At 61.5% G+C, this 26,271-nt stretch carries 30 protein-coding genes; 14 read left to right on the forward strand and 16 right to left on the reverse strand.

Annotated features, from left to right (window positions below; genetic code table 11):
* Positions 1–18 precede the first annotated feature (18 nt).
* The 6 genes from SL003B_RS03540 to SL003B_RS03565 all read right to left on the reverse strand — a co-directional run bounded on the left by SL003B_RS03540 (position 19) and on the right by SL003B_RS03565 (position 3,728).
* Positions 19–351, reverse strand: a complete 333-nt coding sequence (locus tag SL003B_RS03540; RefSeq protein ID WP_013651447.1) for a type II toxin-antitoxin system PemK/MazF family toxin — start codon at positions 349–351, stop codon at positions 19–21.
* Entirely contained in the window at positions 345–596 is a 252-nt protein-coding gene (locus tag SL003B_RS03545; protein ID WP_013651448.1) for an AbrB/MazE/SpoVT family DNA-binding domain-containing protein, read from the reverse strand. Before SL003B_RS03545 ends, SL003B_RS03540 begins: the two co-directional genes overlap by 7 nt.
* Before the next feature lie 79 nt (positions 597–675).
* Positions 676–1,035, reverse strand: coding sequence for a hypothetical protein (locus SL003B_RS03550; protein WP_013651449.1), 360 nt, complete (start codon positions 1,033–1,035; stop codon positions 676–678).
* Positions 1,036–1,050: 15 nt separating this feature from the next.
* A complete protein-coding gene (locus SL003B_RS03555) occupies positions 1,051–2,823 on the reverse strand; it encodes a type IV secretory system conjugative DNA transfer family protein (protein WP_242390323.1) in 1,773 nt (590 codons plus the stop codon).
* Between the two features lie 97 nt (positions 2,824–2,920).
* The gene (locus tag SL003B_RS03560; RefSeq protein ID WP_041375363.1) at positions 2,921–3,148 is read right to left on the reverse strand and encodes a hypothetical protein; all 228 of its coding nucleotides are present in this window, start codon (positions 3,146–3,148) and stop codon (positions 2,921–2,923) included.
* A gap of 1 nt (position 3,149) precedes the next feature.
* The gene (locus SL003B_RS03565) at positions 3,150–3,728 is read right to left on the reverse strand and encodes a phosphonate ABC transporter ATPase (RefSeq protein ID WP_242390324.1); all 579 of its coding nucleotides are present in this window, start codon (positions 3,726–3,728) and stop codon (positions 3,150–3,152) included.
* A gap of 51 nt (positions 3,729–3,779) precedes the next feature.
* Between SL003B_RS03565 and SL003B_RS03575 the strand changes: the two genes are divergently transcribed.
* Positions 3,780–4,729 (forward strand): IS630 family transposase gene (locus SL003B_RS03575; RefSeq protein ID WP_085997565.1). Its coding sequence is split into 2 segments (ribosomal slippage): positions 3,780–4,119 and positions 4,119–4,729, totalling 951 coding nucleotides; the frame shifts between segments, so codons are not numbered across the junction.
* Here the strand turns inward: SL003B_RS03575 and SL003B_RS23260 are convergent.
* Complete coding sequence (locus SL003B_RS23260; protein WP_193371722.1) at positions 4,701–4,859, reverse strand: nucleotide-binding protein; 159 nt, start codon at positions 4,857–4,859, stop codon at positions 4,701–4,703. The two genes, SL003B_RS03575 and SL003B_RS23260, sit on opposite strands and share 29 nt — an antisense overlap.
* Before the next feature lie 175 nt (positions 4,860–5,034).
* Here SL003B_RS23260 and SL003B_RS03580 point away from each other — a divergent pair, with 175 nt between their 5' ends.
* The 4 genes from SL003B_RS03580 (at position 5,035) to SL003B_RS03590 (ending at position 7,307) form a co-directional block, all read left to right on the forward strand.
* Entirely contained in the window at positions 5,035–5,727 is a 693-nt protein-coding gene (locus tag SL003B_RS03580; protein WP_013651454.1) for a helix-turn-helix transcriptional regulator, read from the forward strand.
* A 96-nt stretch (positions 5,728–5,823) separates the two neighbouring features.
* The gene (locus SL003B_RS03585; protein ID WP_049792546.1) at positions 5,824–6,444 is read left to right on the forward strand and encodes an acyl-homoserine-lactone synthase; all 621 of its coding nucleotides are present in this window, start codon (positions 5,824–5,826) and stop codon (positions 6,442–6,444) included.
* Entirely contained in the window at positions 6,441–6,626 is a 186-nt protein-coding gene (locus SL003B_RS23265) for a hypothetical protein (protein WP_148259249.1), read from the forward strand. The genes SL003B_RS03585 and SL003B_RS23265 overlap by 4 nt, the downstream gene beginning before the upstream one ends.
* Positions 6,627–6,740: 114 nt before the next feature.
* Complete coding sequence (locus SL003B_RS03590; RefSeq protein WP_013651456.1) at positions 6,741–7,307, forward strand: recombinase family protein; 567 nt, start codon at positions 6,741–6,743, stop codon at positions 7,305–7,307.
* Between the two features lie 19 nt (positions 7,308–7,326).
* On the opposite strand, the gene SL003B_RS03595 is transcribed toward SL003B_RS03590, so the two are convergent.
* Positions 7,327–8,373 carry an IS481 family transposase gene (locus tag SL003B_RS03595; protein WP_013651429.1) on the reverse strand — a complete coding sequence of 349 codons (1,047 nt, stop codon included), beginning with the start codon at positions 8,371–8,373 and terminating at the stop codon, positions 7,327–7,329.
* Positions 8,374–8,425: 52 nt separating this feature from the next.
* Complete coding sequence (locus SL003B_RS03600; RefSeq protein WP_206771956.1) at positions 8,426–9,682, reverse strand: ATP-dependent nuclease; 1,257 nt, start codon at positions 9,680–9,682, stop codon at positions 8,426–8,428.
* Here SL003B_RS03600 and SL003B_RS03605 point away from each other — a divergent pair.
* Positions 9,675–10,709 carry an IS481 family transposase gene (locus tag SL003B_RS03605; RefSeq protein ID WP_013651458.1) on the forward strand — a complete coding sequence of 345 codons (1,035 nt, stop codon included), beginning with the start codon at positions 9,675–9,677 and terminating at the stop codon, positions 10,707–10,709. The genes SL003B_RS03600 and SL003B_RS03605 overlap by 8 nt on opposite strands.
* A gap of 65 nt (positions 10,710–10,774) precedes the next feature.
* On the opposite strand, the gene SL003B_RS03610 is transcribed toward SL003B_RS03605, so the two are convergent.
* Entirely contained in the window at positions 10,775–11,659 is an 885-nt protein-coding gene (locus SL003B_RS03610) for an AAA family ATPase (protein ID WP_013651459.1), read from the reverse strand.
* Between the two features lie 19 nt (positions 11,660–11,678).
* Positions 11,679–11,921: a DUF2188 domain-containing protein gene (locus SL003B_RS03615; protein WP_013651460.1), complete on the reverse strand. Its 243-nt coding sequence runs from the start codon at positions 11,919–11,921 to the stop codon at positions 11,679–11,681.
* A 101-nt stretch (positions 11,922–12,022) separates the two neighbouring features.
* Between SL003B_RS03615 and SL003B_RS03620 the strand changes: the two genes are divergently transcribed.
* From SL003B_RS03620 to SL003B_RS23510, 4 genes are read left to right on the forward strand one after another with little or no spacing between them, the layout of a single operon-like run.
* The gene (locus SL003B_RS03620; protein ID WP_013651461.1) at positions 12,023–12,901 is read left to right on the forward strand and encodes a BrxR family helix-turn-helix transcriptional regulator; all 879 of its coding nucleotides are present in this window, start codon (positions 12,023–12,025) and stop codon (positions 12,899–12,901) included.
* A gap of 55 nt (positions 12,902–12,956) precedes the next feature.
* Positions 12,957–14,495, forward strand: a complete 1,539-nt coding sequence (locus SL003B_RS03625) for a type I restriction-modification system subunit M (RefSeq protein WP_013651462.1) — start codon at positions 12,957–12,959, stop codon at positions 14,493–14,495.
* Positions 14,492–15,664, forward strand: a complete 1,173-nt coding sequence (locus SL003B_RS03630; RefSeq protein WP_013651463.1) for a restriction endonuclease subunit S — start codon at positions 14,492–14,494, stop codon at positions 15,662–15,664. Before SL003B_RS03625 ends, SL003B_RS03630 begins: the two co-directional genes overlap by 4 nt.
* Positions 15,665–15,669: 5 nt before the next feature.
* Positions 15,670–15,831, forward strand: coding sequence for a hypothetical protein (locus SL003B_RS23510; RefSeq protein WP_158306625.1), 162 nt, complete (start codon positions 15,670–15,672; stop codon positions 15,829–15,831).
* Positions 15,832–15,898: 67 nt separating this feature from the next.
* On the opposite strand, the gene SL003B_RS03635 is transcribed toward SL003B_RS23510, so the two are convergent.
* On the reverse strand, positions 15,899–16,978 hold the full coding sequence (locus SL003B_RS03635) for an IS5/IS1182 family transposase (RefSeq protein WP_013651464.1): 1,080 nt from the start codon (positions 16,976–16,978) through the stop codon (positions 15,899–15,901).
* A gap of 150 nt (positions 16,979–17,128) precedes the next feature.
* Between SL003B_RS03635 and SL003B_RS22645 the strand changes: the two genes are divergently transcribed.
* On the forward strand, positions 17,129–18,250 hold the full coding sequence (locus SL003B_RS22645; protein WP_206771957.1) for an abortive infection family protein: 1,122 nt from the start codon (positions 17,129–17,131) through the stop codon (positions 18,248–18,250).
* Between the two features lie 48 nt (positions 18,251–18,298).
* Here the strand turns inward: SL003B_RS22645 and istB are convergent, their stop codons facing one another.
* The gene (gene istB, locus SL003B_RS03640; protein ID WP_013650723.1) at positions 18,299–19,069 is read right to left on the reverse strand and encodes an IS21-like element helper ATPase IstB; all 771 of its coding nucleotides are present in this window, start codon (positions 19,067–19,069) and stop codon (positions 18,299–18,301) included.
* Complete coding sequence (gene istA, locus SL003B_RS03645) at positions 19,066–20,562, reverse strand: IS21 family transposase (RefSeq protein ID WP_013650724.1); 1,497 nt, start codon at positions 20,560–20,562, stop codon at positions 19,066–19,068. Before istA ends, istB begins: the two co-directional genes overlap by 4 nt.
* A gap of 47 nt (positions 20,563–20,609) precedes the next feature.
* Between istA and SL003B_RS03650 the strand changes: the two genes are divergently transcribed.
* Positions 20,610–21,287 carry a Purple acid phosphatase gene (locus SL003B_RS03650; protein ID WP_013651466.1) on the forward strand — a complete coding sequence of 226 codons (678 nt, stop codon included), beginning with the start codon at positions 20,610–20,612 and terminating at the stop codon, positions 21,285–21,287.
* 107 nt (positions 21,288–21,394) lie between these two features.
* Here SL003B_RS03650 and SL003B_RS03655 read toward each other — a convergent pair whose 3' ends face one another.
* Positions 21,395–22,324 (reverse strand): LysR substrate-binding domain-containing protein, encoded by a 930-nt coding sequence (locus tag SL003B_RS03655; protein WP_013651467.1) that lies wholly within the window; start codon positions 22,322–22,324, stop codon positions 21,395–21,397.
* A gap of 123 nt (positions 22,325–22,447) precedes the next feature.
* Here SL003B_RS03655 and gabT point away from each other — a divergent pair, with 123 nt between their 5' ends.
* Positions 22,448–23,731 carry a 4-aminobutyrate--2-oxoglutarate transaminase gene (gene gabT, locus SL003B_RS03660; RefSeq protein ID WP_013651468.1) on the forward strand — a complete coding sequence of 428 codons (1,284 nt, stop codon included), beginning with the start codon at positions 22,448–22,450 and terminating at the stop codon, positions 23,729–23,731.
* A 22-nt stretch (positions 23,732–23,753) separates the two neighbouring features.
* The gene (locus SL003B_RS03665; RefSeq protein ID WP_013651469.1) at positions 23,754–25,205 is read left to right on the forward strand and encodes an NAD-dependent succinate-semialdehyde dehydrogenase; all 1,452 of its coding nucleotides are present in this window, start codon (positions 23,754–23,756) and stop codon (positions 25,203–25,205) included.
* 71 nt (positions 25,206–25,276) lie between these two features.
* On the opposite strand, the gene SL003B_RS03670 is transcribed toward SL003B_RS03665, so the two are convergent.
* Positions 25,277–26,179 (reverse strand): LysR family transcriptional regulator, encoded by a 903-nt coding sequence (locus SL003B_RS03670; protein WP_013651470.1) that lies wholly within the window; start codon positions 26,177–26,179, stop codon positions 25,277–25,279.
* Positions 26,180–26,271: the final 92 nt, after the last annotated feature.

A 26,271-nucleotide genomic window follows, 5' to 3' on the forward strand; every position in this document is an offset into this window, starting at 1 on the left:
GTCATTACGGAACGAAGGCTATTCGTAGGCGAACATCTGCTGAAGAAGGTCGGCGACCTCGCGACAACGCGGCTCCGGGAGGCGTCCGAGATGCTTGGCGAGGCGCGCCTTGTCCACTGTCCGTATCTGGTCGAGAACCACTTGTCCTTTCTTGCGCTGGAAGGTGACATCGACGCGGCTCGGGTAGTCCCGCCGCACGGAAGTCATGGGAGCGATGATGACCGTCCGGATGTGCCGGTTCATCTCGTCCGGCGAGATGACCAGGCAAGGCCGGGTCTTCTTGATCTCTGACCCCAGTGTGGGGTCGAGATTCACCAGATACACGTCATAACGCCGGACATCCGCTACCACTCCCATTCCTCCTTGTCCCAATCATGATCCATCGTGTCGGGGACAAGCAGGGCATCGTCCTTGGCGGCAGCCATCTTCGCGAACGCGCCATCCCAGCCATCGCGAGTACGGCGGGCGGGCGCCAGCACCACAATGCCGTGCTCGACGCGCATCTCGATTTGCTCGCCGAAGCCGCATTCCTTGATGACCGAGCTTGGAATCCGCACGCCCTTGGAATTGCCGATCGGAACCAGATTCACTTTCATTGCCATATCCTCCTATGTAGTAACAATGTAATTACTTTGGGCGAGCATGTCAATGGTTCGACAGTCCCGGTCCAGGAGGCTACAGCCCGTCGCCTGTCCAGAAGGGGATGCCGTTCCGGCGGTCATGCCAGCCGATGGTGAACCCAATGTGGGCTTCCCGGTCGCTTGTGACGACGGTCGCCGTGCAGCGCCTATAGTCGCGGCTGGCGCCGCTTCGGACTTCCGATGCGGCGTATAGACCGAGGACGGTCCGACCTCCCTGCGCTTCGAGCGCGGTGCGAACCTGGTCCAAAGAGCGTGCTTCGTCGCAGCGGGGCAACTCCATCGGACTTCCATGCGCGTCGCGGTGCAGGAACACAGCGAGCGGGATGGCCCAGACTGTGGCGATGAGCAGGCCGAGGAAGGCATATCCGCCGATATCTTCATTGAACGATTTCATCCTTTCATCCTTTCGTTATTTCATCATGTCGGCGGAGATGAGCGCGCCGGGATCGTCCTCGGCCGCCTCCATCCGCCAGGGCATCCAGCGCCCCTTGAAGGCGCGCTCCTCGAAGTAGCGGAGCTTCTGTGCCAGGATCGGGCGGCATCCCTGCACGAACAGAAGTTGGCAGCTCTCGGGCAGCAGCATGATTTCGGACGGTGCCAGCAACTGCCGCCCGATCTCGCTGTGCTGTTCGCTGTAGTTCGATGCCAGCCCGAGCCAGGGGAACTGCCCGCTCTTGCCGCCGCTGGAGACCCTAACGGTGCGTTGGCCGAGCATCGCTGAGAGCAACAGCGCCGTCTCATCGTCCTGGACATTGAAGGCTTGCCGCACCGCGCAGTTGGCGATCATCGAGCGCCACTTGCGATAGGTTTTCTGGAGCTGGTCGAGGTCCTGGACGAACAGCCACAGGTGCGCGCCGTAGCCAGCCAGGTAGCCGATGCCGTCTTCGATCGGCCGCATCGGCCCGAGAGCGGGCAGCTCATCGAGCAGGAACAGCACCGGATGCCGGGGTATCCGCTTGTTGCGTGTCATCGCGGCCGTGGTGAGCCCGACCATCAGGCGCAGGAAGGGCTGGTAGACGGAGACGTACTCCGGCGGGATGATCAGGAAAACGGACATGACGCCGTTCTTCAGGTCTTCGAGCCGGAAGGTGGAGCGGCTGGTGATCGCCCCGAGCTGGGGGCTGTCGAACACCTCCGTCCGCGTCTGCGCCGTCGATATGACGGCCGAGCGCTCCTTGTCCTCCTTCTGCGAGAACCCCTGCGCGATCCGTTGCACAATGGGGTGCTTGGCATCGGCCATGCCGACGAGCACGCCGTCAAATCCCTCGCGCGACCGCATGAGCAGAACCCGCAGCTCGCGCAGGTTCCGGCGGCCGGGCGGCAGATCATGGGCGATATGGAGCAGCAGGCCGGTGACGAGCACCCGCGCCTCGCGCTCCCAGTGGTTCGGTTCGTGATTTTCCGGCGCGACAATCATCTCGGCGATCAGCCGTGCGTCATCCACATCGTTGACGGTGCCCGCGCGGATGAACTCGACCGGGTTGTAGCAGGCGCTTTCGATGTCCGGATCGAAAGGCGCGAAGGCATGCACCGGCCCGAGCGTGCCGCGGTGCCGCGCCGTGATGCGATAGTTCTCTCCCTTGATGTCCGTCACCACCACCGAACCCGGATGGTCGAGCAGGTTGGGGATGACGACACCGACGCCCTTGCCGGAACGGGTCGGCGCAAAGGTGAGCAGGTGGCCCGGCCGGTCGAAGCGGACGAAGCGTCCGCCCTTCTTGCCGAGGATGACGCCGCGTGACCGCAGGCCTGCGCGACCGATGTCGGCCGTCGTCGCAAACGCGGCCGTGCCGTGCGCGTCGCTCGGTCGGCGGAAGAGGCTATAGGCGAAGAAGAGGATTCCGGCGAAGGCGATGCTTCCCGCCATTCCCAGCACGAGCAGCCTGTCGGTGCCGACGGTGAGGTTGTCGATGAGAGCCCACATCAGCGCCGCGATCAGCAGGCAGATGGGTAGCTCGAATAGGGCGAATCTGGCGAGACGCCATAGCAGACGAAAATGTCCCATAGCACACTCCTTGGTGTTTACTGTTCCCAAGGGCTTATGGGCCGGGTGCCGATTTGTTTGGCTGACGTGTGGTAATTCGTCTCGATTAAGACAATAATGGAAGTGTTGCCGACCCTTCCAGCACACTCCGAGAAGTGACTGTTCCCAGGGGGTCGGCAACGCCTTCCTGTACTTCATGTCGGAATCGCAAGCGGCTTACATAACCTGTGAATCTTCACAGGTTGTAGTCTGGCGTTATTTCTCTATATGACGAAATCGTCCTTGCGTTATTTCGTCATCCGCGCCGCTGCTTCACCAGATCGAAGCCTTCGCGCAGCAGGTCCACCATCGAGATGCCGTGCACAGCCGCGTAGGCTTTGTACTCGCGGTGAAACTCCGGACTGACCTTGAAGTTGAGCGGCTTCTGGGCGCCGCTTTCCGCGCGGTCGAGATTGTGCACGACCTGCATGGGCGCGGGCGGCAGACCTTTGCCATTGCGACGCGGTGGGAGAATCTTCGTCATCCTATGCCGCCTCCCTGCCGGTGCGCGTCTCGATGATGTCGGCCAGTTCCTGGGCGATGGCCGCCGCGCGTTCGTTGAGAGAGGGAAAGCGCGTTTCCGTCGGTGCGCGGCCTTCGTCGCTGGCGCGGCGGAAGCCGGTCTTCTCCGGCAGCACGTTCGTCAGATGCCGGTATCCGGCCTGCCGCACATAGGCGCTGGCCTCCGCAAGCTCGGCTTCGCTGTCGCCGACGCGGCAGAAGGCGACGGCGATCCTGTCGGCGGGCACGCCTTTCTTGGTCAGCTCATGGGCGAGCAGCACGGTCGGTTCGAGATCGTCCAACGCGAGTCCGGTCGGCAGCACGACGAGCGTGCTGGCCTCGGCAATCTGGTGCGTGCCCATGGTCGCGTGCGGCGGGCCGTCGAGGATCATCAGGTCGTATCCGGCCGCCGCCTTCACGGCCTGGCCGACGGTGCCGAAGCGTTCGACCGCGACCACCGGCTCGACGCTGCGCTGAAGGCGCCGCGCCTGCCAGCTGAAGCTAGTGCCCTGCTGGATGTCTAGAGCGTTTTGTGTGGTTTCGGAATCAAGAGGGATTCCCAAATTTGCGGGATCGTGATTCAAGATGAGGGCTGGTGAAGGAGGCCAGCCCTCATGGCCAAATCCTTGTCCGTTGATCTGCGCCGCCGTGTTGTCGAAGCCGTAGAAGCCGGTGCGTCGCGCCGAGCTGCGGCGGCTCGGTTCGGGGTTGGCGTGTCGTCGGCGATCCGGTGGGTCGAGCGCGCGCGGACGCGCGGGCACGTCGAAGCCGACAAGCGGGGCGGCAATCATCGCTCTCACCGGATCGACGCGCACCGCGGCCTGATCCTGGAATGGATCGATCAGACGCCGGATCTGACCTTGGCGGAGATCGCCGAGCGGCTGGATGCGGCCGTGGCCTATCGTCCGACGCCGAGCATCGTCTGCCGGTTCTTCCAGCGTCACGGCGTGACGCGGAAAAAAAGACTGCGCACGCCGCCGAGCAAGCGCGTGCCGACGTAGCCCGGCGCCGCCTCGCCTGGTTCGAGAGGCAGCCCGATCTCGACCCGGAGCGACTGGTGTTCATCGACGAGTGCGGGACCTCGACCAAGATGGCCCGGATGTATGGCCGTGCGGCCCGCGGCGAGCGGTGCCGGGCGCCGGTTCCCCACGGTCACTGGAAGACGACCACCTTCGTCGGAGCCCTCCGCCTGTCCGGCATGACCGCGCCGATGACCCTGGACGGTGCCATGAGCGGCGCCGCCTTCCTCGCCTATGTCGACCAGGTCCTGGTCCCGACCCTGCGGCCCGGCGACATCGTGGTGATGGACAACCTGCCGGCCCACAAGCCGCCGGCGATCCGCGCGGCGATCGAGCGAGCAGGCGCGGAACTCTGCTTCCTGCCGCCCTACAGTCCGGACTTCAACCCGATCGAAATGGCCTTCTCGAAGGTCAAGGCTCTCCTGAAGAAGACGGCCGCGCGGACCGTCACCAGCCTCTGGGACGCCATCCGTGACGCCATCGACGCCGTCACCACGGACGATTGCCGAGGATTCTTCACCGCTGCCGGGTATGAACCAGAATGATGGGAATCTGCTCTAGGTCCGCGATCTTCACGTTCCAGCCTGCGAGCGCGTACTCACGGGCGATCAGCCGCGCCAGCGTGCTTTTGCCGACGCCGCCCTTCTGGGAAATGGTTCCGATGAAAAGGGTCATGTCCATTCTTTCTTGTTCTTGTTTTGTCGAAAGGACGAATTCAGTAAATGATGACATACACATTTCGTTATTTCACGAATTTTCGTTCAACTTCATAAGTATTCACCTATTCACATGAGAGGACCGTCAGGACATTCGATCGACCGTCATCGGCTTTCTGGACCATATCCGCGACGTGGAGGACGTTGCGTCTCTTGAAGCCGCATTCTCGAAATCGCTCTGGGATCTGGGCTTCCGAGAGTGGGCCTATCAGGTCATTCGCACGGACGCGCTACCGGACGAGAAGCCGCTCATCCTGACCACCTTCCCCGACGCCTGGTACAGCCACTACATCGACAACGGCTACCACCGTGTCGATCCGGTCATCCTGAACGGACCGTCGCAGGTCGCACCCTTCACCTGGAGCGCCATGTCCTTTGGTATGGAGCCGTCACCCGAACAGCGCAGGCTCTTCGCTGAAGCGACCGAGTTCGGGTTGGGGGAGGGGGTCGGCATTCCGATCCATGGCGCCCGCGGTTCGCTCGCGATGGCATCCATGGTGTCCGACCATGGCGCGAGGGGCCTTGCCCGCCTGATGTCCACTGTCGGTAAGGACGTTCACCTGATGTCGCTCGCCTTCCACAATCACGCCCGCGAGCTTCTCGCCCTTGGGCGTTCCGGCCGGACCACCGTCAGCCTGACGCGGCGGGAGCGCGAATGCCTTCTGTGGATAGCTGCCGGGAAGTCCGCCTGGGAAATCTCCCGCATCCTCGGCATCTCCGCCCGGACGGTCTATTTCCACCTCGACAACGTCCGCGCCAAGATGGGCGTGACCAATGTCTACCATGCGGTCGTCAAGGCCATCATGGAGGGCATGATTTCCCCGTGAAACCGCTTTACTCGCCAGTAACCTGTGACGGTTCACAGGATGGCAGCGCACGCGATCTCTGGCTGAATGCTCCCAAACAATTTGGGAGGGAAGCCATTGCTTCACATCATATCGAAAGAGAACGCACACCTGCATTGGGATGCGCTCGCGTCCATGCACCAGCTCCGCCGGAGCGTCTTCAGGGAACGGCTTGGCTGGGATGTCACTGTTGTCAACGGGCTGGAGCTCGACCAGTTCGACCTGCCGGACGCGCATTACCTTGTTCACACTGCGCTGGACGGCCGCGTGAACGCCTGCACGCGGCTCCTGCCGACGACAGGTCCGTACCTGCTGGCCGATGTGTTCCCGGAGCTGGTGGACGGGGAGATGCCGTGCGCGCACGACATCTGGGAAAGCACCCGCTTCTGTGCCGATCAGGCGACGGCGCCGGCGAACATCGCGGCCGTCCTCATGGCCGGGATGCTGGAATTTGGCCAGTTCACCGGGCTCCGCGCCTATGTGTCGGTGTCCGACATCCGCATGGAGCCGATCATGCGCCGGGCCGGCTGGAACCCCATCCGCCTTGGCAAGACCATGGAGACCGGCACCGACACGGCTGCGGCTGAGTGGCTGGAGGTGTCGTCCGAGTATCTGGCGCGTGTACGCAAGCGTGCTGGCGCGACGGGCTCCCTCATCGCCAACCTTGCCGAGCTTCGTCAGGAAAGGGTTGCGGCATGACCCACGATACCGAATGGCCGGCATCCTCGCCGCATAGCGGTGAACATCAGTCCCGCATCGAAGCCAATCGCCTCGCGTGGTGCATCCGGTATCTTGCGGACGAAGCCCGTCGCAGCGGATTCGACGAGACGGCGGCAGCGTTGGAGGCTGTAAAACTGCCTCGCAAAAACGACCGTTCATGAGGGCGCGGTCGATTTGAGAAAGGCGGAACCAGTTTCCGCCTTTCGTCTTTTTCTCAAAACTCATCCCGAAACCTGATAAACTAAACACGTTTCAATTAACGGAATTTGAGAAGAGTGAATATTGGTTATGCCCGAGTATCTACCGCGGAACAGAATCTGACCCTCCAAACCGACGCCCTTGAGGCGGCCGGGTGCGAACGGGTCTTCGTCGAGACCGCTTCCGGCGCGCAGCGCGACCGTCCGGAGCTTGAGCGTGCGCTCGACTTTATGAGGCCCGGCGACACACTTGTCGTCTGGAAGCTCGACCGCCTGGCCCGGTCCATGCGGCAGCTCATCGACACGGTGGAGCTTCTCCACTCGAAGGGCATGGGCTTCCTTTCCATGACCGAGGCCATCGACACGACGACCGCCGGCGGCATGCTGGTGTTCCACATCTTCGGCGCGCTGGCACAGTTCGAGCGCGCAATCATCCGCGAGCGCACAAGAGCTGGACTGGATGCCGCCCGTGCCCGTGGCCGCAAGGGCGGCCGTCGACCGAAACTATCCCAATCGGACATCCGCGACGCCAGAGCCCTCTTGCGCGACCCTGAGGTAAGCGTCGCGGAAGTGGCCAAACGCCTTAATGTGTCGCCCGCTACACTATACCGGCACCTACCGGGCGGGCGAGCGGGTGCAGTCTGAACGTCACTTATCTGTCCACTTAACCTTCTTGGCTAACGAATGACATGACGGTTTCGACAGGCCGTCTGCCTTGGTTGCGGTAGCCCAGATGCGGGCGCTCTGTGTTGTAGTGGACGAGCCAGGCGTCGAGATCGGCCTGCAGGGCTTCGACGGTCTCGTAGAAAGTCTCGCGCATCTTCACCCGGAAGAACTCGTCCAGCACCGTGCCGTTGAAGCGCTCGACGAAGCCGTTGGTCTTTGGCGTCTTCACCTTCGTGCGGCGGTGCTCGATGCCATTGAGGTCGAGATAGAGCTCGTAAGGATGCCGGTCCGTCCCGCAGAACTCGCGGCCATTGTCGGTCAGCACGGCTTTCACCGGCAAATCGAGATGGCGGTAGAAGGGCAGCACGTCGTTGTGCAGTACTGCGACCGCCGCCTCGGGCTGCTTGGAGACGTGCAGGAAGCCGAAGGCGTAGCTGCCGAAGGTATCGACCACGGCGTGCAGATAGACCTTGCCGACGCCCTTGAGACTGCCCACGAAGAACGTGTCGGCCGACAGGAGCTCGCCCGGCGCGCTTGATTCCACGTGCCTTTCCCGGAAGCAGGGGTTCAGCTTCTCCAGGAAGGCGGCCTGTTCGGGCGTGATCTCGATGGCCGTCTCGGCGTTCTGTGCCTCCAGCGCCAGCCAGCGCTCGACCTTGGTGCCGAGGCCGCTTTCGTTGAGGATCTTCTGGATGGTGATCGACGACACCCGGACACCTTCCAGCGCCAGCATCGCCTCGTGCCGATTACAGCCATAGGCGGGATGCGCCAGCGCAAGCTCCTTGATCCTGTCCACCACCTCGGGCGCCGTCGTCTGCGGATGGCTCTTGTGGATCGGCGGCAGGTCCTTCAGCCCGTCGAACCCTTGCGTCTGAAACCGGCGCTTCCACTCGTAGAAGCTGGTCCGGTCCATGCCTCGCTGACGGCAGGCCTCGGCGACGTTGCCGAGTTCCCTCGCCAGCTCAAGCACGCTCAAACGCTGCTGCGCCACCTTGCTGGCGGCATCACGAGGCGAGGCCTGCCTTGCTGTTGATGATTGTCCCATGGGATCTTCCTCCTTTCCAACGATAGCACGGAAAGAAGGTTAAGTGCACAACTTATCCGGCCGAAATACGGTTGTTGGCGACTTCACATAGCGTCCGGAACCGGTCCGCTACGTCCTGTGTCACAATCTGCTTTGGGTCCGTCCCCATCTTTGCAAGCAATAGCCGCATCGGTCTGGTCTTGTGAAAGTCCAAGCCGGCTGTCTTGAATGCATCTTCGAAGCGCTTCGCGATACGCGGAATTTTGTCGTTCACCTTGAGGGAGACGCCTTTTAGCTCTTTTGCGTAACTTTCATGTACCAGGGTTTCGTACACCTTGGGATCAATCAGGTCTTCCATATCGGCTTCCTTCGGCGGCGACGAGCCGAACGCATCTGCAATGAAGATCACGTTCTTGTCGCTGATGAGCTTCGACTTCACCAGCTCATCGCGTGTGGTCTTCGCGTCCTTCTCATGATCGAGAAGGGCCAGCACGTTCAATTGCTCCGATGAAAGCAAGGCGACCATGTAGGGGATCTTCTGTGCACCGCCTGCTGGCGTGATCGTGATGTCCCCTCTCAGCCCACCTCCGCCGTTGGAATTCAGGTATTCGGAGATCGAGGACAATGCCCAGTAGTCGGTGACGCCTTCGACAACAAGATTGTTCGGCCCAATGAATAGGCTCTGTGCCAGGTCGTAGCCAAGCGCTGCTTGCAGCGGAAACAGTGTCCGCGCGTCCCCAGAGGGGTCGTTCGACACGGTGGTTCCGACTTCTTCAGCAATGCTGACCGTGCGAACGGTATCTAGCCGGTGCGTCGGAACCATGAACGGGGAATGTGTCGTATACAGAATCTGGTTCTTAAAGTCGGCCTCGAAGTGGTTCAGCAAATCTCGTTGCGATTTTGCATGAAGATAAAGCCCCGGTTCATCGAGGAGAAGGATAGCGTCTTCGGCCGCACCGCCTTTCGTGTCGGCTGCAAAAGTCACATAGAACGAAAAGAACCACTGAAAGCCGCGACTCCGTTCGTTGAGGTTTACCTCGACATCGAAGGTAGCATTCGGGTCGGATACGAAGGTGTTGATATGCTCGGCATCCGTATCGAACCGGACCTTCAACGGGCGGTCTTTCCAAAGCCGGCGGATTTCTGACGTAATAACTGCGCTAGCCCGATTGGCGAGCTGGTTGCGCGTCTCATGTTCTTTCTGTGTATAAGTTATGACTTGATCTGACAGGCGGCATCGTGAAGCTGAGGTGAGAGCCGAGGCCGGGCGTGGAGCGGTTGGGGTGGCGTAACGCCCGGCCTCGGCGTTGGAGGACGTCGAGATGACCAAGGACCAGAAGATCATTCGTGCGAAGGTGGGGCTGCTGGAGCTCGCCCGGCAGCTCGGCAATGTAAGCCAGGCCTGCAAGATGATGGGCTATTCACGGGACAGCTTCTATCGCTTCAAGGAGCTCTACGAGACCGGGGGCGAGATGGCGCTGCAGGAACTCAGCCGGCGCAAGCCGCTTCTGGCGAACCGGGTGGCGCCGGAGGTGGAAGCGCTGGTCATCGAGCTGGCGCTGGAGCTGCCGGCCTATGGACAGGTGCGGATCGCCAACGAGCTGCGCAAGCGCGGGCATTCGATCTCGCCGGCGGGCGTGCGCGGCGTCTGGCAGCGCAATGACCTGGAGACGATGAAGAAGCGCCTGAAGGCGCTGGAGGCGAAAGTCGCCCAGGACGGGATCGTGCTGACCGAGAGCCAACTCGCCGCCCTCGAGAAGGCCAAGGCCGACAAGGAAGCCCATGGCGAGTTCGAGAGCGAATGCCCGGGCTACTGCGGCGCGCAGGACACCTTTTACGTTGGCAACATGAAAGGCGTGGGACGGATCTATCAGCAGACTTTCGTCGACACCTACTCGAAGGTGGCCTTCGCCAAGCTCTACGACCGCAAGACGCCGATCACGGCGGCCGATCTCCTGAACGACCGCGTGGTGCCGTTCTTCGATGCCCAGGAGGTAAAGCTGTGCCGGGTGCTGACCGACCGCGGCACGGAGTTCTGCGGCAACCCCGAGCGCCACGAATACGAGCTCTACCTCGCGGTCGAGGATATCGACCATTCCAGGACGAAGGCGAAGAGCCCGCAGACGAACGGCATCGTGGAGCGGTTCCACAAGACCGTGCTCGAGGAGTTCTACCGCGTCGTGTTCCGAAAGAAGATCTATCGGTCCGTGGACGAGCTGCAAGCCGACCTCGACGACTGGATCAGGAGCTACAACGAGCAGCGTGAGCACCAGGGCAGATGGTGCTTCGGCAAGACGCCGATGCAGACATTTCTTGACGCCAAGCCGCTCGCAAAGGAGAAAATGATCGCAGCCTGATCGGCATCCGACAGGCGCGACCCGACCGACATCCAGATGTCAACTGTCCGACGAAGTCTAAACTTCTACACTTTCTGGCCAAGGAGGCTTTGCAGTTCCTGAGGTCGAAGTCCCGCAACCTTGCACATCTTCTCGAAATTGACGTCGGCAGGCGTCTGCTGGTTCTGTTCTTTTCGCTGAAGAAATTCCGCGACATTTTGGTGGCCGTTCAGTTCGGGATATTCATCCAGATACATGAATACGGGCATCTGTGCGATCGCCCATTGGCGCGCGTTCTTTTCGCCTTCTATGTCCCCGGCGATTGTGTTGGCGAGGTCCTCCAGCTCGGCCACATGAGCGTCCTGTGTGTCGGTAAGTTCGGCATCGGCTGTAGCCATTGCCTGGCGCAACGCAGCAAGAGCAGGCTTCGCCTTGTTGGCCCATGCAAGCGCATCTGCCGACGGGGCAACGTCCGCGTCAAACTTGTCAGCGGCAGCCTCCAGAACGGTACGCACTTGTTCGTCCAGCTTGGCGGCTTTGGCTTTTACTGCTGGAACGATCTTGCGAATTTTCGACTTGATCGCGGCAGCATCAAATTCTTGGGCGGACACGCCCTCGAATCCCACTGTCCTCCTGTCGCCATAAGCGCGGCCAATTCGGACCGCTATGGCGGTTCCACCGCGCGCCCATAGCTTGCCCAGTTCAGTCCTGTCCGCGTTGTCCAACTCCCACAACGTGGCGACGACAGGGGTGGTGTCGGAACACTCCTCAAGTCTGCGATGCCGGGGAAAATCCTTCACCTTGCTGAGCGCCTTGAAGCCGTCGCTCGGGTTCAAGCTGTGAAGCGCGCGCAGTAGGTTGGATTTGCCGCTTTCATTCCGGCCGAGAAGTGAGGTGAGTTGGCCGACATGAATAAGCCCGCTGTCGGTGATCGAGCGGTAGTTCTGGATACGGAACTGCTTGAGCTTCATGATCGGCCCTTCCTTGCGTCTAATGCTTCATGTCTTTGGGCGGGTTGGGGTCATTGCCAGGCGCAACCGTATCGGAATCGCGCCACTTTCCGTCGCGGCCCTGAATCCGCACTTCGCCGCCTCCCGCCTTTTCCACGACCTGCTTGGCCGCACGTTCGGCATCCGCCTGTCGTTCATGGACGCTACTGGCCCGCTCCGCGCCAGCGCCTTTCACAGCCCAGCCCTTCGGGTGTTTGACCACATACCGGTCGTTCTTCGACATCGCTCTCTCCAAATGCGTTGACGGCGATTCCCCTATGGGATAAGAAAGTATACGGGCAGTGTTTCGCTGTCAATAAAGTTACTGTACGGATCGGAGCGCACATGTCGGGAGGTGGCCCAGAGCTACGGTGGGGGGTCGAGCAACGGCTTGAGTTTATTGAGTTCCGCCTCTTCTGGGAGGGCGGCATCAACCGCTCAGACATCACCGGATTTTTCGGCGTATCGGTGCCGCAGGCGTCGAAGGACCTGACCCAGTACCAGGAACTCGCGCCCGATAACGTGCGGTATGACCGCAGCGAGAAGCGCTACTTCGCGACCGAGTCGTTCCGCCCGCGCTTCCTGAAACCGGACGCAGATCGCTACCTCGCGCAGCTTCTGTTCGCGGCCGATCCCGCTCTCCACGGTGAGCGGACATGGCTGACCAGCCCCCCGAGCGTGGATACCATGCCCGTGCCGCATCGCCGGGTGGACATCGCTGTCCTCCGTATGATCCTGGCTGCGGTCCGGGGCCAAGCCTCGGTTGAGGTTCTCTATCAGTCGATGAACGAGCAGCGGCCGGAGCCTGTTTGGAGGCGTATCAGCCCTCATGCCTTCGGCAGCGATGGCTTTCGCTGGCACGTCCGCGCCTTCTGTCACATCGACAACAGGTTCAAGGATTTCCTTCTCTCGCGATGCCTTGAGGTCCGGTCGCTCGGGGAGCCCGGGGCGCGACCCGAAGAAGATAAGCAGTGGGCAGTTTTCTTCGACGTGGAACTTTCGCCCAATCCGAAGATCGGCGAGAATCAGAGAAAGATAATCGCGCAGGATTACGGCATGCGCGACGACAGTATCGCAATCCCCGTCAGGCGGGCGCTGCTTTACTACTTCCGAAAACGCTTGCGTTTGGACGTGGCGGATGTCCTCGACGATCCACACGAGACGCCCGTCGTCGTCACCAACCGTGTGGAATTTGATGCCGCCTTGGCTGAGGCGATGCAGTGAAACGGGGAGACGCCGGCTTGAAGGTCAAGAACAACATTATGAGGTGGGGCAAATCATGCTGACCGGCGAAATCCGGAGCCAGATCGACAGCATCTGGAACGACTTCTGGGCAGGCGGCGTCGCCAATCCGCTCTCCGTCATGGAGCAGATGACCTATCTGCTGTTCATCAAGCGTCTGGACGACCTGCACACCGTTGAAGAGCGCAAGAGCCAGACGCTCAAGATTCCAATGGAGCGCCGTATCTTCCCGGAGGGGCGGGACGATAAGGGCCGCCCCTATGACGATCTCCGTTGGTCGCGGTTCAAGAACTTCGAGCCACGCGAGATGATGGACGTGGTCGACGAGCACGTCTTTCCGTTCCTGCGCGCGCTCAACGGAAGTCAGTCCAGCTACGGCAAGCTGATGCGTGACGCCCGCCTTGGGTTCTCCAATCCGGCGCTGCTGGCGAAGGTGGTCGAGAAGCTCGATCGCATCCCCATGGAGGATCGCGACACCAAAGGCGACGTATATGAGTACATGCTCGCGAAGATCGCGAGCGCCGGTCAGAATGGCCAGTTCCGCACACCACGGCACATCATCCGGCTGATGGTCGAGATGACCGCGCCGAAGCCCACCGACGCGATCTGTGACCCCGCCGCCGGCACCTGCGGCTTCCTCGTAGCCGCTGGTGAGTATCTTCGCGAAAAGCATCCCGAACTGATGCGCGACCCTGCATTGCGGAAGCATTTCCACGAGGGTCTGTTCCACGGGTTCGATTTCGACACCACCATGCTGCGCATCGGCGCCATGAACATGACGCTGCACGGCGTCGAGAACCCGAATGTTACCTATCGCGACAGCCTGGCCGAGGACCATGCCGAGGACGCGGGTGCCTATTCCCTGGTGCTGGCGAATCCGCCTTTCGCCGGATCGCTCGATTACGAGGCGACCGCCAAGGATCTCCAGAAGATCGTCAAGACGAGGAAGACGGAGCTTCTGTTCATCGCGCTCTTCCTGCGTCTCCTGAAAACAGGAGGCAGGGCGGCGGTGATTGTGCCTGACGGCGTCCTGTTCGGTTCGTCCGGTGCGCACAAGGACATCCGCCGCATGCTTGTCGAGGACCACAAGCTCGATGCGGTCATCAAGCTGCCCTCGGGCGTGTTCCGTCCTTACGCGGGTGTGTCCACCGCAATCCTCCTCTTCACCAAGACTGGCGTCGGTGGCACCGAGAATGTCTGGTTCTATGACGTGGCGGCCGACGGTCTCAGCCTCGATGACAAGCGTGCGGAACTCTTGCCGCCCGAAAAGCAGGGGCCGACACCTGCTCAGCCGCTGACCGAGGCAGAACACGAAAAGAACAATCTGCCCGACATCCTGGCCCGGTGGGGAAATCTCGCCGCCGAGGCTGAGCGCCCCCGCACCGCGCAGAGCTTCTTGGTACCAGTGGCCGATATCCGGGCGACCGGATCATGGGACCTGTCGCTCAACCGCTACAAGGAGGTGCAGCACGAAGAGGTCGCCTACCAATCCCCGAAGGAGATCGTCGCCGAGCTGCGTGCGATCGAGGCCGAAATCACCGAAGGTCTGGACCGGCTTGAGGAGATGCTGGGATGACCATGGTGCCAATTGGTGATGTGACTGAAGTGAAGGGCGGAGGAACTCCGTCCAAGCGCAAACCAGAATACTACCAAGGCGATATCCCTTGGGTTACACCCAAGGACATGAAGGTATGGGATATATCCGACGCAATCGACAAGATAACACCTGAGGCAGTGGCCGACAGCGCAACGAACCTAATTCCGGCGAGGTCCATTTTACTGGTCAACCGATCCGGCATTCTCAAGCATACGCTCCCTGTAGGCATCACGCGTCGCGAAGTTGCGATCAATCAGGATCTGAAAGCCCTGATTTGCTCTGACAGGGCACATCCAGAGTATCTCGCTCATATTGTAAAAGCGGCCGAACCCATCATCCTTAAATGGGTTCGCGCCACGACGGCCGATAACTTTCCGATTGATAGCCTGAAAGAGCTTAAGATACCGCTTCCGACCTTGGACGAGCAGAGACGTATTGCGGGAATACTTGATCAGGCGGATGCGCTGCGCCGCCTCCGCTCCCGCGCCCTCGACAAACTCAACACCCTCGGCCAGGCCATCTTTCATGAGATGTTCGGGGACCCGGCGACAAACCCGAAAGGTTGGCCAATGGGCGTCATTGGCGACCTGCTGAAGGAAGCAAAATACGGCTCGTCCGGCAAGGCAAACTCTGAAGGGCGCGGTTTGCCGATGTTGCGCATGGGCAATGTAACCTACGACGGACGCATCGACTTGTCCGACCTGAAACACATTGAGCTGTCCGATAAGGAATTTGACAAGTACACGACACGCCCCGGCGACCTTCTTTTCAACCGAACCAACAGTAAGGAACTCGTCGGAAAGACTGCCGTAGTCACCCAGGCGGAACCTATGGCGATTGCTGGTTATCTTGTTCGCGGGCGGGCGAATGCACGAGGAAACACCCACTATATCAGCGGCTATCTGAACTCGACCCACGGCAAGGCTGTGCTCCGCAACATGTGCAAGAATATTGTGGGTATGGCCAACATCAACGCGAAGGAGTTTCAATCCATTCCAACAGCGATTCCTCCTGTCGAAATTCAACGCGTTTACGCCGAGAAACTGATGTCCCTCAGAGCTGAAGAGGCCCAGTTTCAAGCATCCTTGGACATCGCTTCAACACTATTCGCCTCCCTCCAACATCGGGCTTTCAAGGGGGAGCTATAGACGAAATGGATAGCTACCCGGACAACTTCGAGGACTTTTTGGCGACGACGGCGGAGATGCTGGTTGCGGATGGTTTGGTCGATGCTGCCGATCTTTTGAAGTCGGACGGTTCTATCAACTCGACCCTTGCCGATTTTGACACCAGCATTTCCCCGGCAGAGTTGTGAAGCAGGCTCATGATCGGCGCGAAGACGACAGATTTCGGCTGTCGACCCGACGCCTCGGCCGATCCCGCTATGCCATCGCCGCCTTTTCGAGGCAGATCAGCCGTTTCACGTTATAGACGATGTTGGCCATGCCGATTTTCAGCGTGGCGCGAGCAATGCCGATCGTGCGGATCACGAGGCTCATTCTCGATTTCTGCTCGGCAAAGACATGCTCGACATGGCTGCGGATTTTCGATTTGCGGCCGTTGGCGATCGCTGTCCGACGCGGCATTGGCCGCCCCTTCGGCTTTTTCCGATGAACGCATGAGACGAAGCCGTTCTCGTCCATGAACATCTCGTTGGCCTTGGACCGATACGCCGTATCTGCCCAGACGTGGCTGGCTGTGTTGGACTTGTCGAGCAGCCCCTCACGCAGACGTGCGCCCTCATACGCCGCGGCGTCCGTGGCCTGCCACTTCCGGATCAGGCCGAACCGCCGGTCGATCGAGATGTGGTTTTGATACCCGAAGGCCGGGATCGCGATATCAACCGGCGGCTTGGTTCCATCAGGCCGCTCCTTCGCCTTCGAGAACTTGACGGTCCATCTGGCATCCCGATCCTTTTGCCGGAGTTTGGCCGGCTTGGCCTTCCATTCTTCCGGGATACGCCCCTCCTTGAGATCGTTCTTCTCATCCTCGGTATTGCGCTGCTTCGGCGCGGCGATCAGGCTGGCATCCACAATCTGCCCGCCCATGGCGATGTAGCCCGAGGCCCGCAGCGCGGCGTCGAACCGGTCGAACAAGGCTTGGATCGCATCGGCTTTGGTGAGCTTCTCCCGGAACAGCCAGATCGTCCGCGCATCCGGAACGCGATCCGAAAGCCCAAGCCCGAGAAAGCGCATGAAAGACAATCGGTCGCTGATCAGGAACTCGGTCCGTTCATCCGACAGGCTATTGGCGGCCTGGATGACCAGCACCTTGAACATCATCACGGGGTCGAAGGGCGGTCGGCCGCCTTGGGATCCATCCGAATAGGCCAGCGCCTTCACCAGATCGGCCCGGAAAATCTCGAAATCAACCGCTCCGGCAAAGGCCTCGAGTTGATCGCCGAGGTCGCTCAGACGCTTCAACCGTTCGTCGATATCGAAAAATCCTGGCTGGCCCCGCATCCCGCATCATTCTCCTGTTCCAACGGAGGCATTGAATCAAAATCTCACTGAAATGGCGAGGTTTTTAGAACTGTCCAGTCGGCAGTCCATAGAGTCGAGGCCACCGGGTACGACAATTGGAACGGCGGCACGACAAATTGGACCATTTATTTGCAGTTGAATCCAAAGGAGTATGCCCGCTTAGGCAACAAGAAAGATACGCTGGCCAATCAGATCAATAGCCGTTTGTCGCCTCTTCTGGAACAAGAAACGACTGATTGGTATTCAGTGGTCATTTCCCCGAAAATTCAACCAAAGTCGGATTGGAGAAAACCTGCTGGCGATATCCCAAGAAGCGCCAGAAAAAATATTTTTGACGGCATGCGATTGGAGAATGTGAGTTGGTTTGGGTCCTTAGGGGACGTGGAGTTTCTGGGCCGTCTCTACGACCTAGAAAGTCTACCTTCCACAGATTCCCGATTTCAGGACGCAGCCGGCGATATCTGGCAGCACCGCGTAAACAACGACGACTGGCCCGAGGATTGGATTTTCGACGATTCTCGCTTTCGGTTGATGAGCGCTCCACCCGATGAGTTTCTTCGATTCTTGTGCGAGGTATTACATCCGGTTGTCAGACCGGATCGAAACGAAACGCTGAAGCTGCTGCAACACTTCAATGATCAGCTACGTCCGCATGGTTGGCATTTGATAGAGGAAGAGAAGATCGCCGGTCGTCCCCGTTATGTCGGTCAGGCGATTCGCAACCATCATCACCGCTCTGTATCGCGGGCGCGTACCGTTGCGGATGCACTGGATGCCGCTTGGATGCAAAAGGAGATCGAGCGCGTCGAGAACGCCATAGATGCTGATCCAGCGTTAGCACTTGGCACCGCGAAAGAATTACTGGAAAGCTGCTGCAAAACGATCCTTACCAAACGAGGCGTTTCGTTCGGTAAATCGGATGATCTTCCAAAGCTAACGAAGGCTCTGACGAAAGAATTAAAGTTGGTGCCTGAAGGAATTCCTGATGCTGCGAAGGGAGCCGAGAACATCAGGTTGATACTCAGGAATCTGTCCGCGTTGACCCAGTACATGGCCGAGTTGCGGGGCCTTTATGGAACCGGACACGGCCGAGATGGAAAGCATAAGGGACTTGAACCCCGACATGCGCGGCTCGCTGTCGCTTCGGCGGTGGCGTTCATCGATTGTCAACGGCGGAGCAAAAGTCGTCCATTGGGCGGCGTAAAAGTAGGCCACCTGACGCCGCACGCGGGGAACGTCGGGAGGGCGTAGCCCGACCAGAGTTTCCCGCGTGCGGCGTTGGCGACTTTTTGAGGGGCTTCAGCCTGCCCTTCGGGCGCGGCTTTGAGCGAGACGATAGCTGTCGCCGTTCATCTCGAGGATGTTGACGTGGTGGGTCAGCCGGTCGAGCAGTGCGCCGGTCAGCCGTTCCGATCCCAGCGTCTCGGTCCATTCGTCGAATGGCAGATTGCTGGTGATCAGGGTGGCACCGCGTTCGTAGCGTTGCGCGATCAGCTCGAACAGCAATTCCGCCCCGGTCTTTGACAATGGCACGAAGCCCAGTTCGTCGATGATCAGGAGCTTGTAGGCTGCCATCTGCTTCTGGAAACGCAGCAGACGTCGCTCGTCGCGCGCCTCCATCATCTCGCTGACCAGGGCAGCGGCGGTCGTGAAGCCGACGGACAAGCCCTTCTGGCAGGCGGCCAGACCGAGACCGAGCGCCACATGGGTCTTGCCCGTGCCGCTGGGGCCAAGCGCGATGACGTTCTCGCGCCGCTCGACCCATTCGCAGCGGGCCAGCTCCAGCACCTGCATCTTGTTGAGCTTCGGGATAGCGGCGAAGTCGAAGCTGTCGAGGCTTTTGACGACCGGGAACCTCGCCGCCTTGATGCGGCGTTCGACCTTGCGGCGATCCCGTTCGATCATCTCCTGCTCAGCAAGCCGAGTGAGGTATCCGACATGGTCCACGCCCTGTGTGGCGCAGAGCCGGGCCAGCTTCTGATACTCGCGCTGGAAGGTCGGCAGCTTGAGGGTCTTGAGCGTGTGGGAGAGCAGGATCGCAGGGGGATTGTCTGACGCTTGGGTGCTCATGCGGCATCTCCCGCATGCGTCGACAGAAGCCGCATATAGGCCTTTGCCGATGTCTTCTCGACGGTGGCTCTTGGCAGGTACGGGTAGATGGACAGGTCCAGTCTCGGCGGCCGCCGCTCCACCTGGCACAGGAGAAGATGCTTGACGGCATCGAAGCCGATGGCCCCGATCTGGAGGGCCTGCTTCACCGCCACATGCAGATCGGCAAGCTCGAAGCTTTCCAGCAGCCGCAGCACCTGCACATACTCGCGCCGGCCATGCTTTGCCATGCGCGCTTCCATCAGGCGGCGCAGCGTGGCGAACGCCTCGGGCAGATCCCAGCCCTGAAGAGGAGCGGCCTGATCCAGCGCGTTGATCTTCTGTTCGATCAGCGGCAGGTAATGCAGCGGGTCGAACACAACGTCTTCCCGTTCCCAGCTTCGAGGATGACGAGCGATGATCTCGCCACGGCAGCCGATCACCACCTCGTCGACATAGCCCCGGATCCATACATCCTGATGGCCGAAGGCGACCGGGACGGAGTAGTCGTTGGTCCTGTAGCGCACCAGCGCCTGGGAAGAGACCCGACCGCTGGCCTGATCGCAGGCCTCAAAAGGCGAAGCTGGCAGCGGCCGCATCGCCGCAAGATCGCGCTGCAGCCGTTCTGCGATCGTCTCGCTCTCGCCGCGCAGCCTGTCGCGCTGGCGCTTGCGGCATTGCTCTTCCAGCCAGGCGTTGAACTCATCCCACGTCGCAAAGCGCGGGATCGGCACCATGAAGTTGCGACGGGCATAGCCGACGAGGCCTTCGACGCTTCCCTTGTCATTACCCTTGCCGGGGCGGCCATAGCGATCCCGGATCAGGTAGTGGGACAGGAAGCCGCTGAACAGCACTGTCCGCTTGCGCGTGCCATCGGCCAGGATCTTCGACACCAGGCAGCGGTCGTTGTCATAGACGATCGATTGTGGCACCGCCCCGAAGAAGGCGAACGCATGGACGTGGCCATCAATCCAGGCCTCTGACACCGCCGCCGGATAGGCCCGCACATAGCAGGCGTCGCTGTGCGGCAGGTCGAGCACAAAGAAGTGCGCCTTCTGCTCCACGCCGCCGATGACAACCACAGCCTCGCCAAAGTCAGCCTGCGCGTGGCCCGGCGGATGCGATAACGGCACGAACACTTCCTGCCGGCGCTGCTCCCGCTCGCGCATGTAGTCCTTGATGATCGTATAGCCGCCGGTGAACCCGCACTCAGCCCGCAACCGGTCGAACACACGCTTGGCCGTGTGGCGCTGCTTGCGCGGTACCTTCAGGTCTTCGTCCAGCCAATGATCAATGGTCGAAACAAAGGCGTCCAGCTTCGGCCGACGCACCGGGGCCTGACGGCGATAGCCCGGAGGCGTCGAATACGACAGCATCTTGGAAACGCTGTCGCGTGAGATATTGAAATGCTTCGCTGCCTGACGTCGGCTCATCCCCTCCGAGACCGCCAGACGCACCTTCAGATATAAGTCCACGGTGTAGATCCCCTGACCCTCCTGCACATGTTGCAGAAGGAAAATAGGTGGACGACTTTTACGCCGCCCGCGGCAGGACTATCCCGCCGCTACCGTGGCCGAATTTTGCACCGCCGCTCTCACATCTCGATGTCGCCCGCCGCCAGCCGGTCGATGCGACGCGCCTCGAGCGCTATCGCCGCGTCGTCGGCGACGATTTCTGGTCGATCGACATTCCCGGCTGGCGCCTGATCGGGTTGAACGCGCTTCTGCTTGGCCTCGACCTGCCCGGCGAGGCGGAGCAGCAGGAAATGGTCAGGCGGGCATGTTCGACGCTCGGCGGCCGCGCGCTTGCACTCTTCCTGCACAAGCCGTTGATGGACTTAAGCTACGACGAGATGCTCGCGAGCAACCGCTTCACCACCCACGGCCCGCGGCAGCGCCTGTTGGAGGCCTTGGGCGGCGCCGTCCCGGCGATCGTGGCCAGTGGCCATGTGCATCAGTACCGCGATAGCGAAGTGGCGGCCACGCGGCACGTGTGGGCGCCGGCGACGTCGTTCATGATCTCCGATCCCTGGCAGCCCGGTTATGGCCTGAAAGCGGTCGGCTATCTGATGCACGAGTTCGATCCCGACGGAAGCTGGCGCCACCGACTGGTCGGTGTGCGTGGTCTTGTCCATCACGACCTAGCCGAGTTCCCTCAGGCCTATGGCGACGTCAGGCAATGGGGGCAGGGCAACGCCTGAGCGGAGGCAGCAGATCATGCGGGTCTGTCGGCAAGGAGACTGGTGCCATCTTTTATGCAGCCGGGGCACCTCCGAAAGATCCGCCCTTGTGGTAGTCGCTGCCGTGGTCATGTCTGCTCGGATTTGGCCAATTCGTCCGCGATCCACCGGGTGAAATGGCCGATGGCGGGATCCGCGCGGCGCTCGGGAGACGCCAGCAGATAGTAACCTCCGAGCCGTATGTCTGTGTCGAACAGTTCGTGCAGCGCTGCGGTTTCCAGTTCGCGCTGAGCGAGCACCCGGCTGACGAGGGCAATGCCCTGACCGGCGAGGGCGGCGTCGAAGCCGAGATTGGCGTCGCCCAGCCGTGGTCCGCTGAGCGGCCCCCGGACCTGTACCTGAGCAGCCTCGAACCAGTCGTGCCACTGGCGGTGGCTCTCCTCGTGAATGAGCGGCAACATCGGCAGCCGTGCCAGGCTTTCCGGCATGCCGTTTTCTGTAAGCCAGCGGACCGAGGCGACGGGAAACATACGCGGCTGGACAAGACGGATCGCGCCGTCCGGCAGACCGTCAAAGGGACCGAAGCCGATCACGAGATCCGCTTCTGACCGGGCAAAATCAGGCAGGACCGACGTCGAGCGCAAGACGATGTCCGCGCCAGCGAGTTGCTTTTCGATCTCCGAGATTCGCGGCGTCAGCCAGCGCGATGCGAGGCCCGGCATGCTCCAGATTCGAATGCTGCCGCCGCGGGGGCGGGGGCGCAGTTCGGATGCAGTCGTGGCGATCGCCTGGAACGCGCGGCTCACGCTCGCCAGCAGGATCTCGCCCGCGTCGGTAAGCGCCACTCCGCGTGGACCGGCGGCCACAAGCTTGCAGCCCATCCAGGCCTCCAGATTGCGCACGTGCCGGCTGACCACGGTGTGGCTTACACCGATATCGTCGGCCGCCTTTCGCATACTGCCGGTGCGGCCGACCGCTTCGAAGGCGCGCAGGAGGATCAGCGGCGGCAGGCGCGAAAGGGTTCTGGTCGCGCTATCGTTCGGACCTTTGACAGTCATAGGGCTCCGGGCCATGAAGAGCAGTGGAAACTATGATGCACCACACTGTGTAAATCAATGTCGTACCACCTGCCGCGCATCGTCCCTATCATCACGGCCGAAAACCAGTCTGGAGATCACACCGTGGACAATTCCTCTTTGCAGCAGCGCCGACAGGGTGCCATCCCGCGCGGCGTTTCGACCGCCTATCCGATCTTTGCGGCGCGGGCCGATAATTCCGAACTGTGGGACGTCGAGGGCAAGCGCTACATCGATTTCGCAGGGGGTATCGCGGTGTTGAACACCGGTCATAGGCATCCCAAGGTGATGGCGGCGGTCGCCCGTCAGCTCGACGCCTTCACCCATACCGCGTTCCAGGTCGCGCCCTACGAGCCGTATGTCGAGCTGTGCGAGCGGCTGAACGCCCTGGCGCCGTTCAAGGGTCCTGCCAAATCGCTTCTGTTCACGACCGGCGCCGAAGCCGTCGAGAATGCCATCAAGATCGCTCGTGCCCACACAGGGCGTACCGGCGTCATCGCCTTTGCCGGCGGGTTCCACGGTCGCACCGCGTTGACCATGGCGCTGACCGGAAAGGTGGCGCCCTACAAGAGGAAGTTCGGCATTTCTCCGGCCGGGATCTTCCACGCGCCATTCCCGTCGGACGAACTCGGCGTCAGCGTCGCCGATGCGCTCAAGAGCCTCGACTTCCTGTTCCGCGCCGACATCGAGCCGAGCGAGGTCGCGGCCATCATCGTCGAGCCGGTCCAGGGGGAGGGCGGCTTTCTGCCGGCGCCGACTGAGCTGATCGCTGCACTGCGCGACCTCTGCGATCGCCACGGCATGGTGCTGATCGCCGACGAAGTCCAGACCGGCTTCGCGCGCACCGGCAAGATGTTCGGCATCGAGCATTCGGGCGTCGAGCCCGATCTGATCACCGTGGCGAAGTCGCTTGCCGGAGGCTTTCCGCTGTCCGGGGTGATCGGCCGCGCCGAGATCATGGATGCGCCCGAGCCCGGCGGCCTCGGCGGCACCTACGCCGGCAGCCCAATCGCCTGCGTGGCGGCGCTCGCCGTCCTCGACGTCATCGCCGAGGAGAAGCTGATCGACCGCGCGAATGCCATCGGTGCGCGGATCAAGGCCAGCCTCGAACGGGCGCGCATGCGCAACGACACCGTTGCGATTGCCGCGATCCGCGGACCCGGCGCCATGATCGCGTTCGACGTCATTGCGCCCGGGGCGACGTGGACGCCGGATGCCGACGCAACGAAACGGGTCGTCAATGCCGCTCTGGACGACGGCCTCATCGTGCTGTCCTGTGGGGTTCACGCCAACACGATCCGCATTCTCAATCCCCTGACGATCAGCGACGAACTGCTCGACGAGGGGCTCGACAAGCTGACCCGGGCGCTGGTTGCCGCCAAGGCCTGACGACAAGGAAAAGGAGTACGGCATGCGGTCGCTTACCGATCCGACGCTGCTGAAATCCCAGTGCTATATCGACGGTTGCTTCGTGGGCGAGGGACGCGTCGACGTCACCGACCCGGCCACCGGTCGGGTCCTCGCCAAGGTGCCCGACATGGGCGCCGACCAGGCTGTGCAGGCCGTCGAGGTTGCTGCGGCGGCGTTCAAGTCCTGGGCCGCCCTGACGGCCCGGGAGCGCAGCACGGTGCTGCGCGCCTGGTTCGACCTGATCATGGCCAACCGGGCGGACCTCGCCGCGATCCTCACCAGCGAGCAGGGTAAGCCCTATCCTGAAGCATTGGGCGAGATCGACTATGCGGCGTCGTTCGTCGAGTTCTACGCCGAGGAGGCCAAGCGAGTGCTGGGCGAGATCCTGCCCTCGCACACCACTGATGCCCGCCTGCTGGTGCTGCGCCAGCCGATCGGCGTCGTCGCTGCGATCACGCCGTGGAACTTTCCGGCGGCCATGATCACCCGCAAGATCGCGCCGGCACTCGCCGCCGGATGCACGGTGGTTGTCAAGCCGGCGCCAGAAACGCCACTGACGGCCCTGGCGTTGGCCGAACTGGCCCATCGCGCCGGCTTCCCCAAAGGCACAGTGAACGTGCTGACCGGCGATGCCGTGGCCATCGGCGGCGTGCTTACCAGCCACCCCAAGGTCCGTTTCGTCGGCTTCACCGGTTCGACCGCTGTCGGCAAGCTGCTGATGGCTCAGGCGGCAACGACGGTCAAGAAGGTGGCGCTCGAACTCGGCGGCAATGCGCCGTTCATCGTCTTCGACGATGCCGATCTCGATGCGGCCGTCGAGGGAGCGATTGCGTCGAAATACCGCAACATGGGTCAGACCTGCGTCTGTTCGAACCGCTTCTACGTCCATGATGCGGTGTACGACGCCTTTGTCGACAAGCTGGCGGCGCGCGTGGCCACGCTCAAGGTCGGCAACGGCTTTGAAGAGGGTGTCGTCCAGGGACCGTTGATCAACGAGCGGGCGGTTTCCAAGGTCGAGCGGCACATTTCCGATGCGCTCGGCAAGGGAGCGCGGGTGGTGGCGGGCGGCAAACGGCACACACTCGGCCACACCTTCTTCGAGCCTACGGTGATTGCGGATGCGGCAGAAGGCATGCAGATCGCGGCCGAGGAGACCTTCGGGCCCGTCGCGCCGGTCTTCCGCTTCCATGCCGAAGCCGAGGCGATCGCGGCTGCCAACAACACGGAGTCGGGGCTCGCCGCCTATTTCTACGCGCGGGACGTGGGGCGTATCTTCCGGGTCCTGGAAGCGCTCGAGTACGGCATGGTCGGGGTCAATTCGGGTCGTATCTCGACCGAACTGGCGCCGTTTGGCGGCATCAAGGAAAGCGGCAACTCTCGCGAAGGATCGCACCACGGCATCGCCGAGTTCACAGAGCTGAAATACGCTTGCATCGGCGGTCTGACAGCCTGATCGCCCGAACTCCAGGTCATAGACGGCAGGACACGCCGAGTGGCTTCGGTGCGTCCTGCTGTCTGGGTCTGTCAGCCGCTGCCAAGCGCTACGGAAATGAAGGCACGGAAGACGGCGGCGGCTTCTTGCATCGGCCGTTCACGGGCCCAGGCGAGGCCCACATCCATGCTCGGGATGCTGTCGACCAGCGTACGCAGTTCGATCCTCTGACCCTCCAGGGACCAAGGCCGGTAAACCATGTCCGACAGGATCGTGAGGCCCATGCCTGCCGCCACCATGGAGCGGACGGCCTCGACCGAGGACGTCACGAAAACCGTTTCCGGCTGCAGCCCGGCCCTTTCCCAGTAGCGCCCCGCCGTTTCGCTGGCCTCGTCGACCGTCAGCATGATGTAGGGTTCCTGCGCGACATCGGCCAGGGTGATGGCCGGAGCGGACAGCAGCGGATGATCGGAGGGCAGCCACAGTCGTCTACGCGAGCGGAACAGCGTTTCGTGGTCCAGGACGCGGTGGTTGGAGAGGTTCGAGGTCAGCATGACCGACAGATCGAGTTGGCCGTCGACCAGCGCCTCCTCGACGGCGCTTCGCGGCAGTTCGATCATGTCCAGCGTTATGCCCGGATAGCTGCGGCGAAAGCGGGCGTAGTGGCGTGCCATGAAGTAGCCGGCGACCGTGTAAGTGACGCCGAGACGTACGCGCCCGGTGATGCGCGCGCCTTCGCCCAGAGGACTGCGTACGGCATCGTCGACCGCAGCGACGATGGCGCGGGCATGATTGAGAAAGCGCGCTCCCTCGGCGGTCATGGTCACGCCGGTGGGTCTGCGCTCAAGCAGCCGCACGCCGAGCTGAGTTTCCAACCCCTGGATCGCCGCCGTCACGGCCGACTGCGAGATGTTCATCTCCATGGCCGCGTGACTGATCTGGCCGGTTTCTGCGGCGGCTATGAAATATCGTACTTGCTTCAGGGTCAGGGTCATGGCGCGTCCGTATCGAAATTTTCGATACGGTGATTTAAAATTTCGTATTTTACAATATCGTTCGCGCGTCCAACACTTCCTCCAAAGAAGCA

This window comes from Polymorphum gilvum SL003B-26A1 (assembly GCF_000192745.1).
Classification (GTDB): Bacteria; Pseudomonadota; Alphaproteobacteria; order Rhizobiales; family Stappiaceae; genus Polymorphum; species Polymorphum gilvum.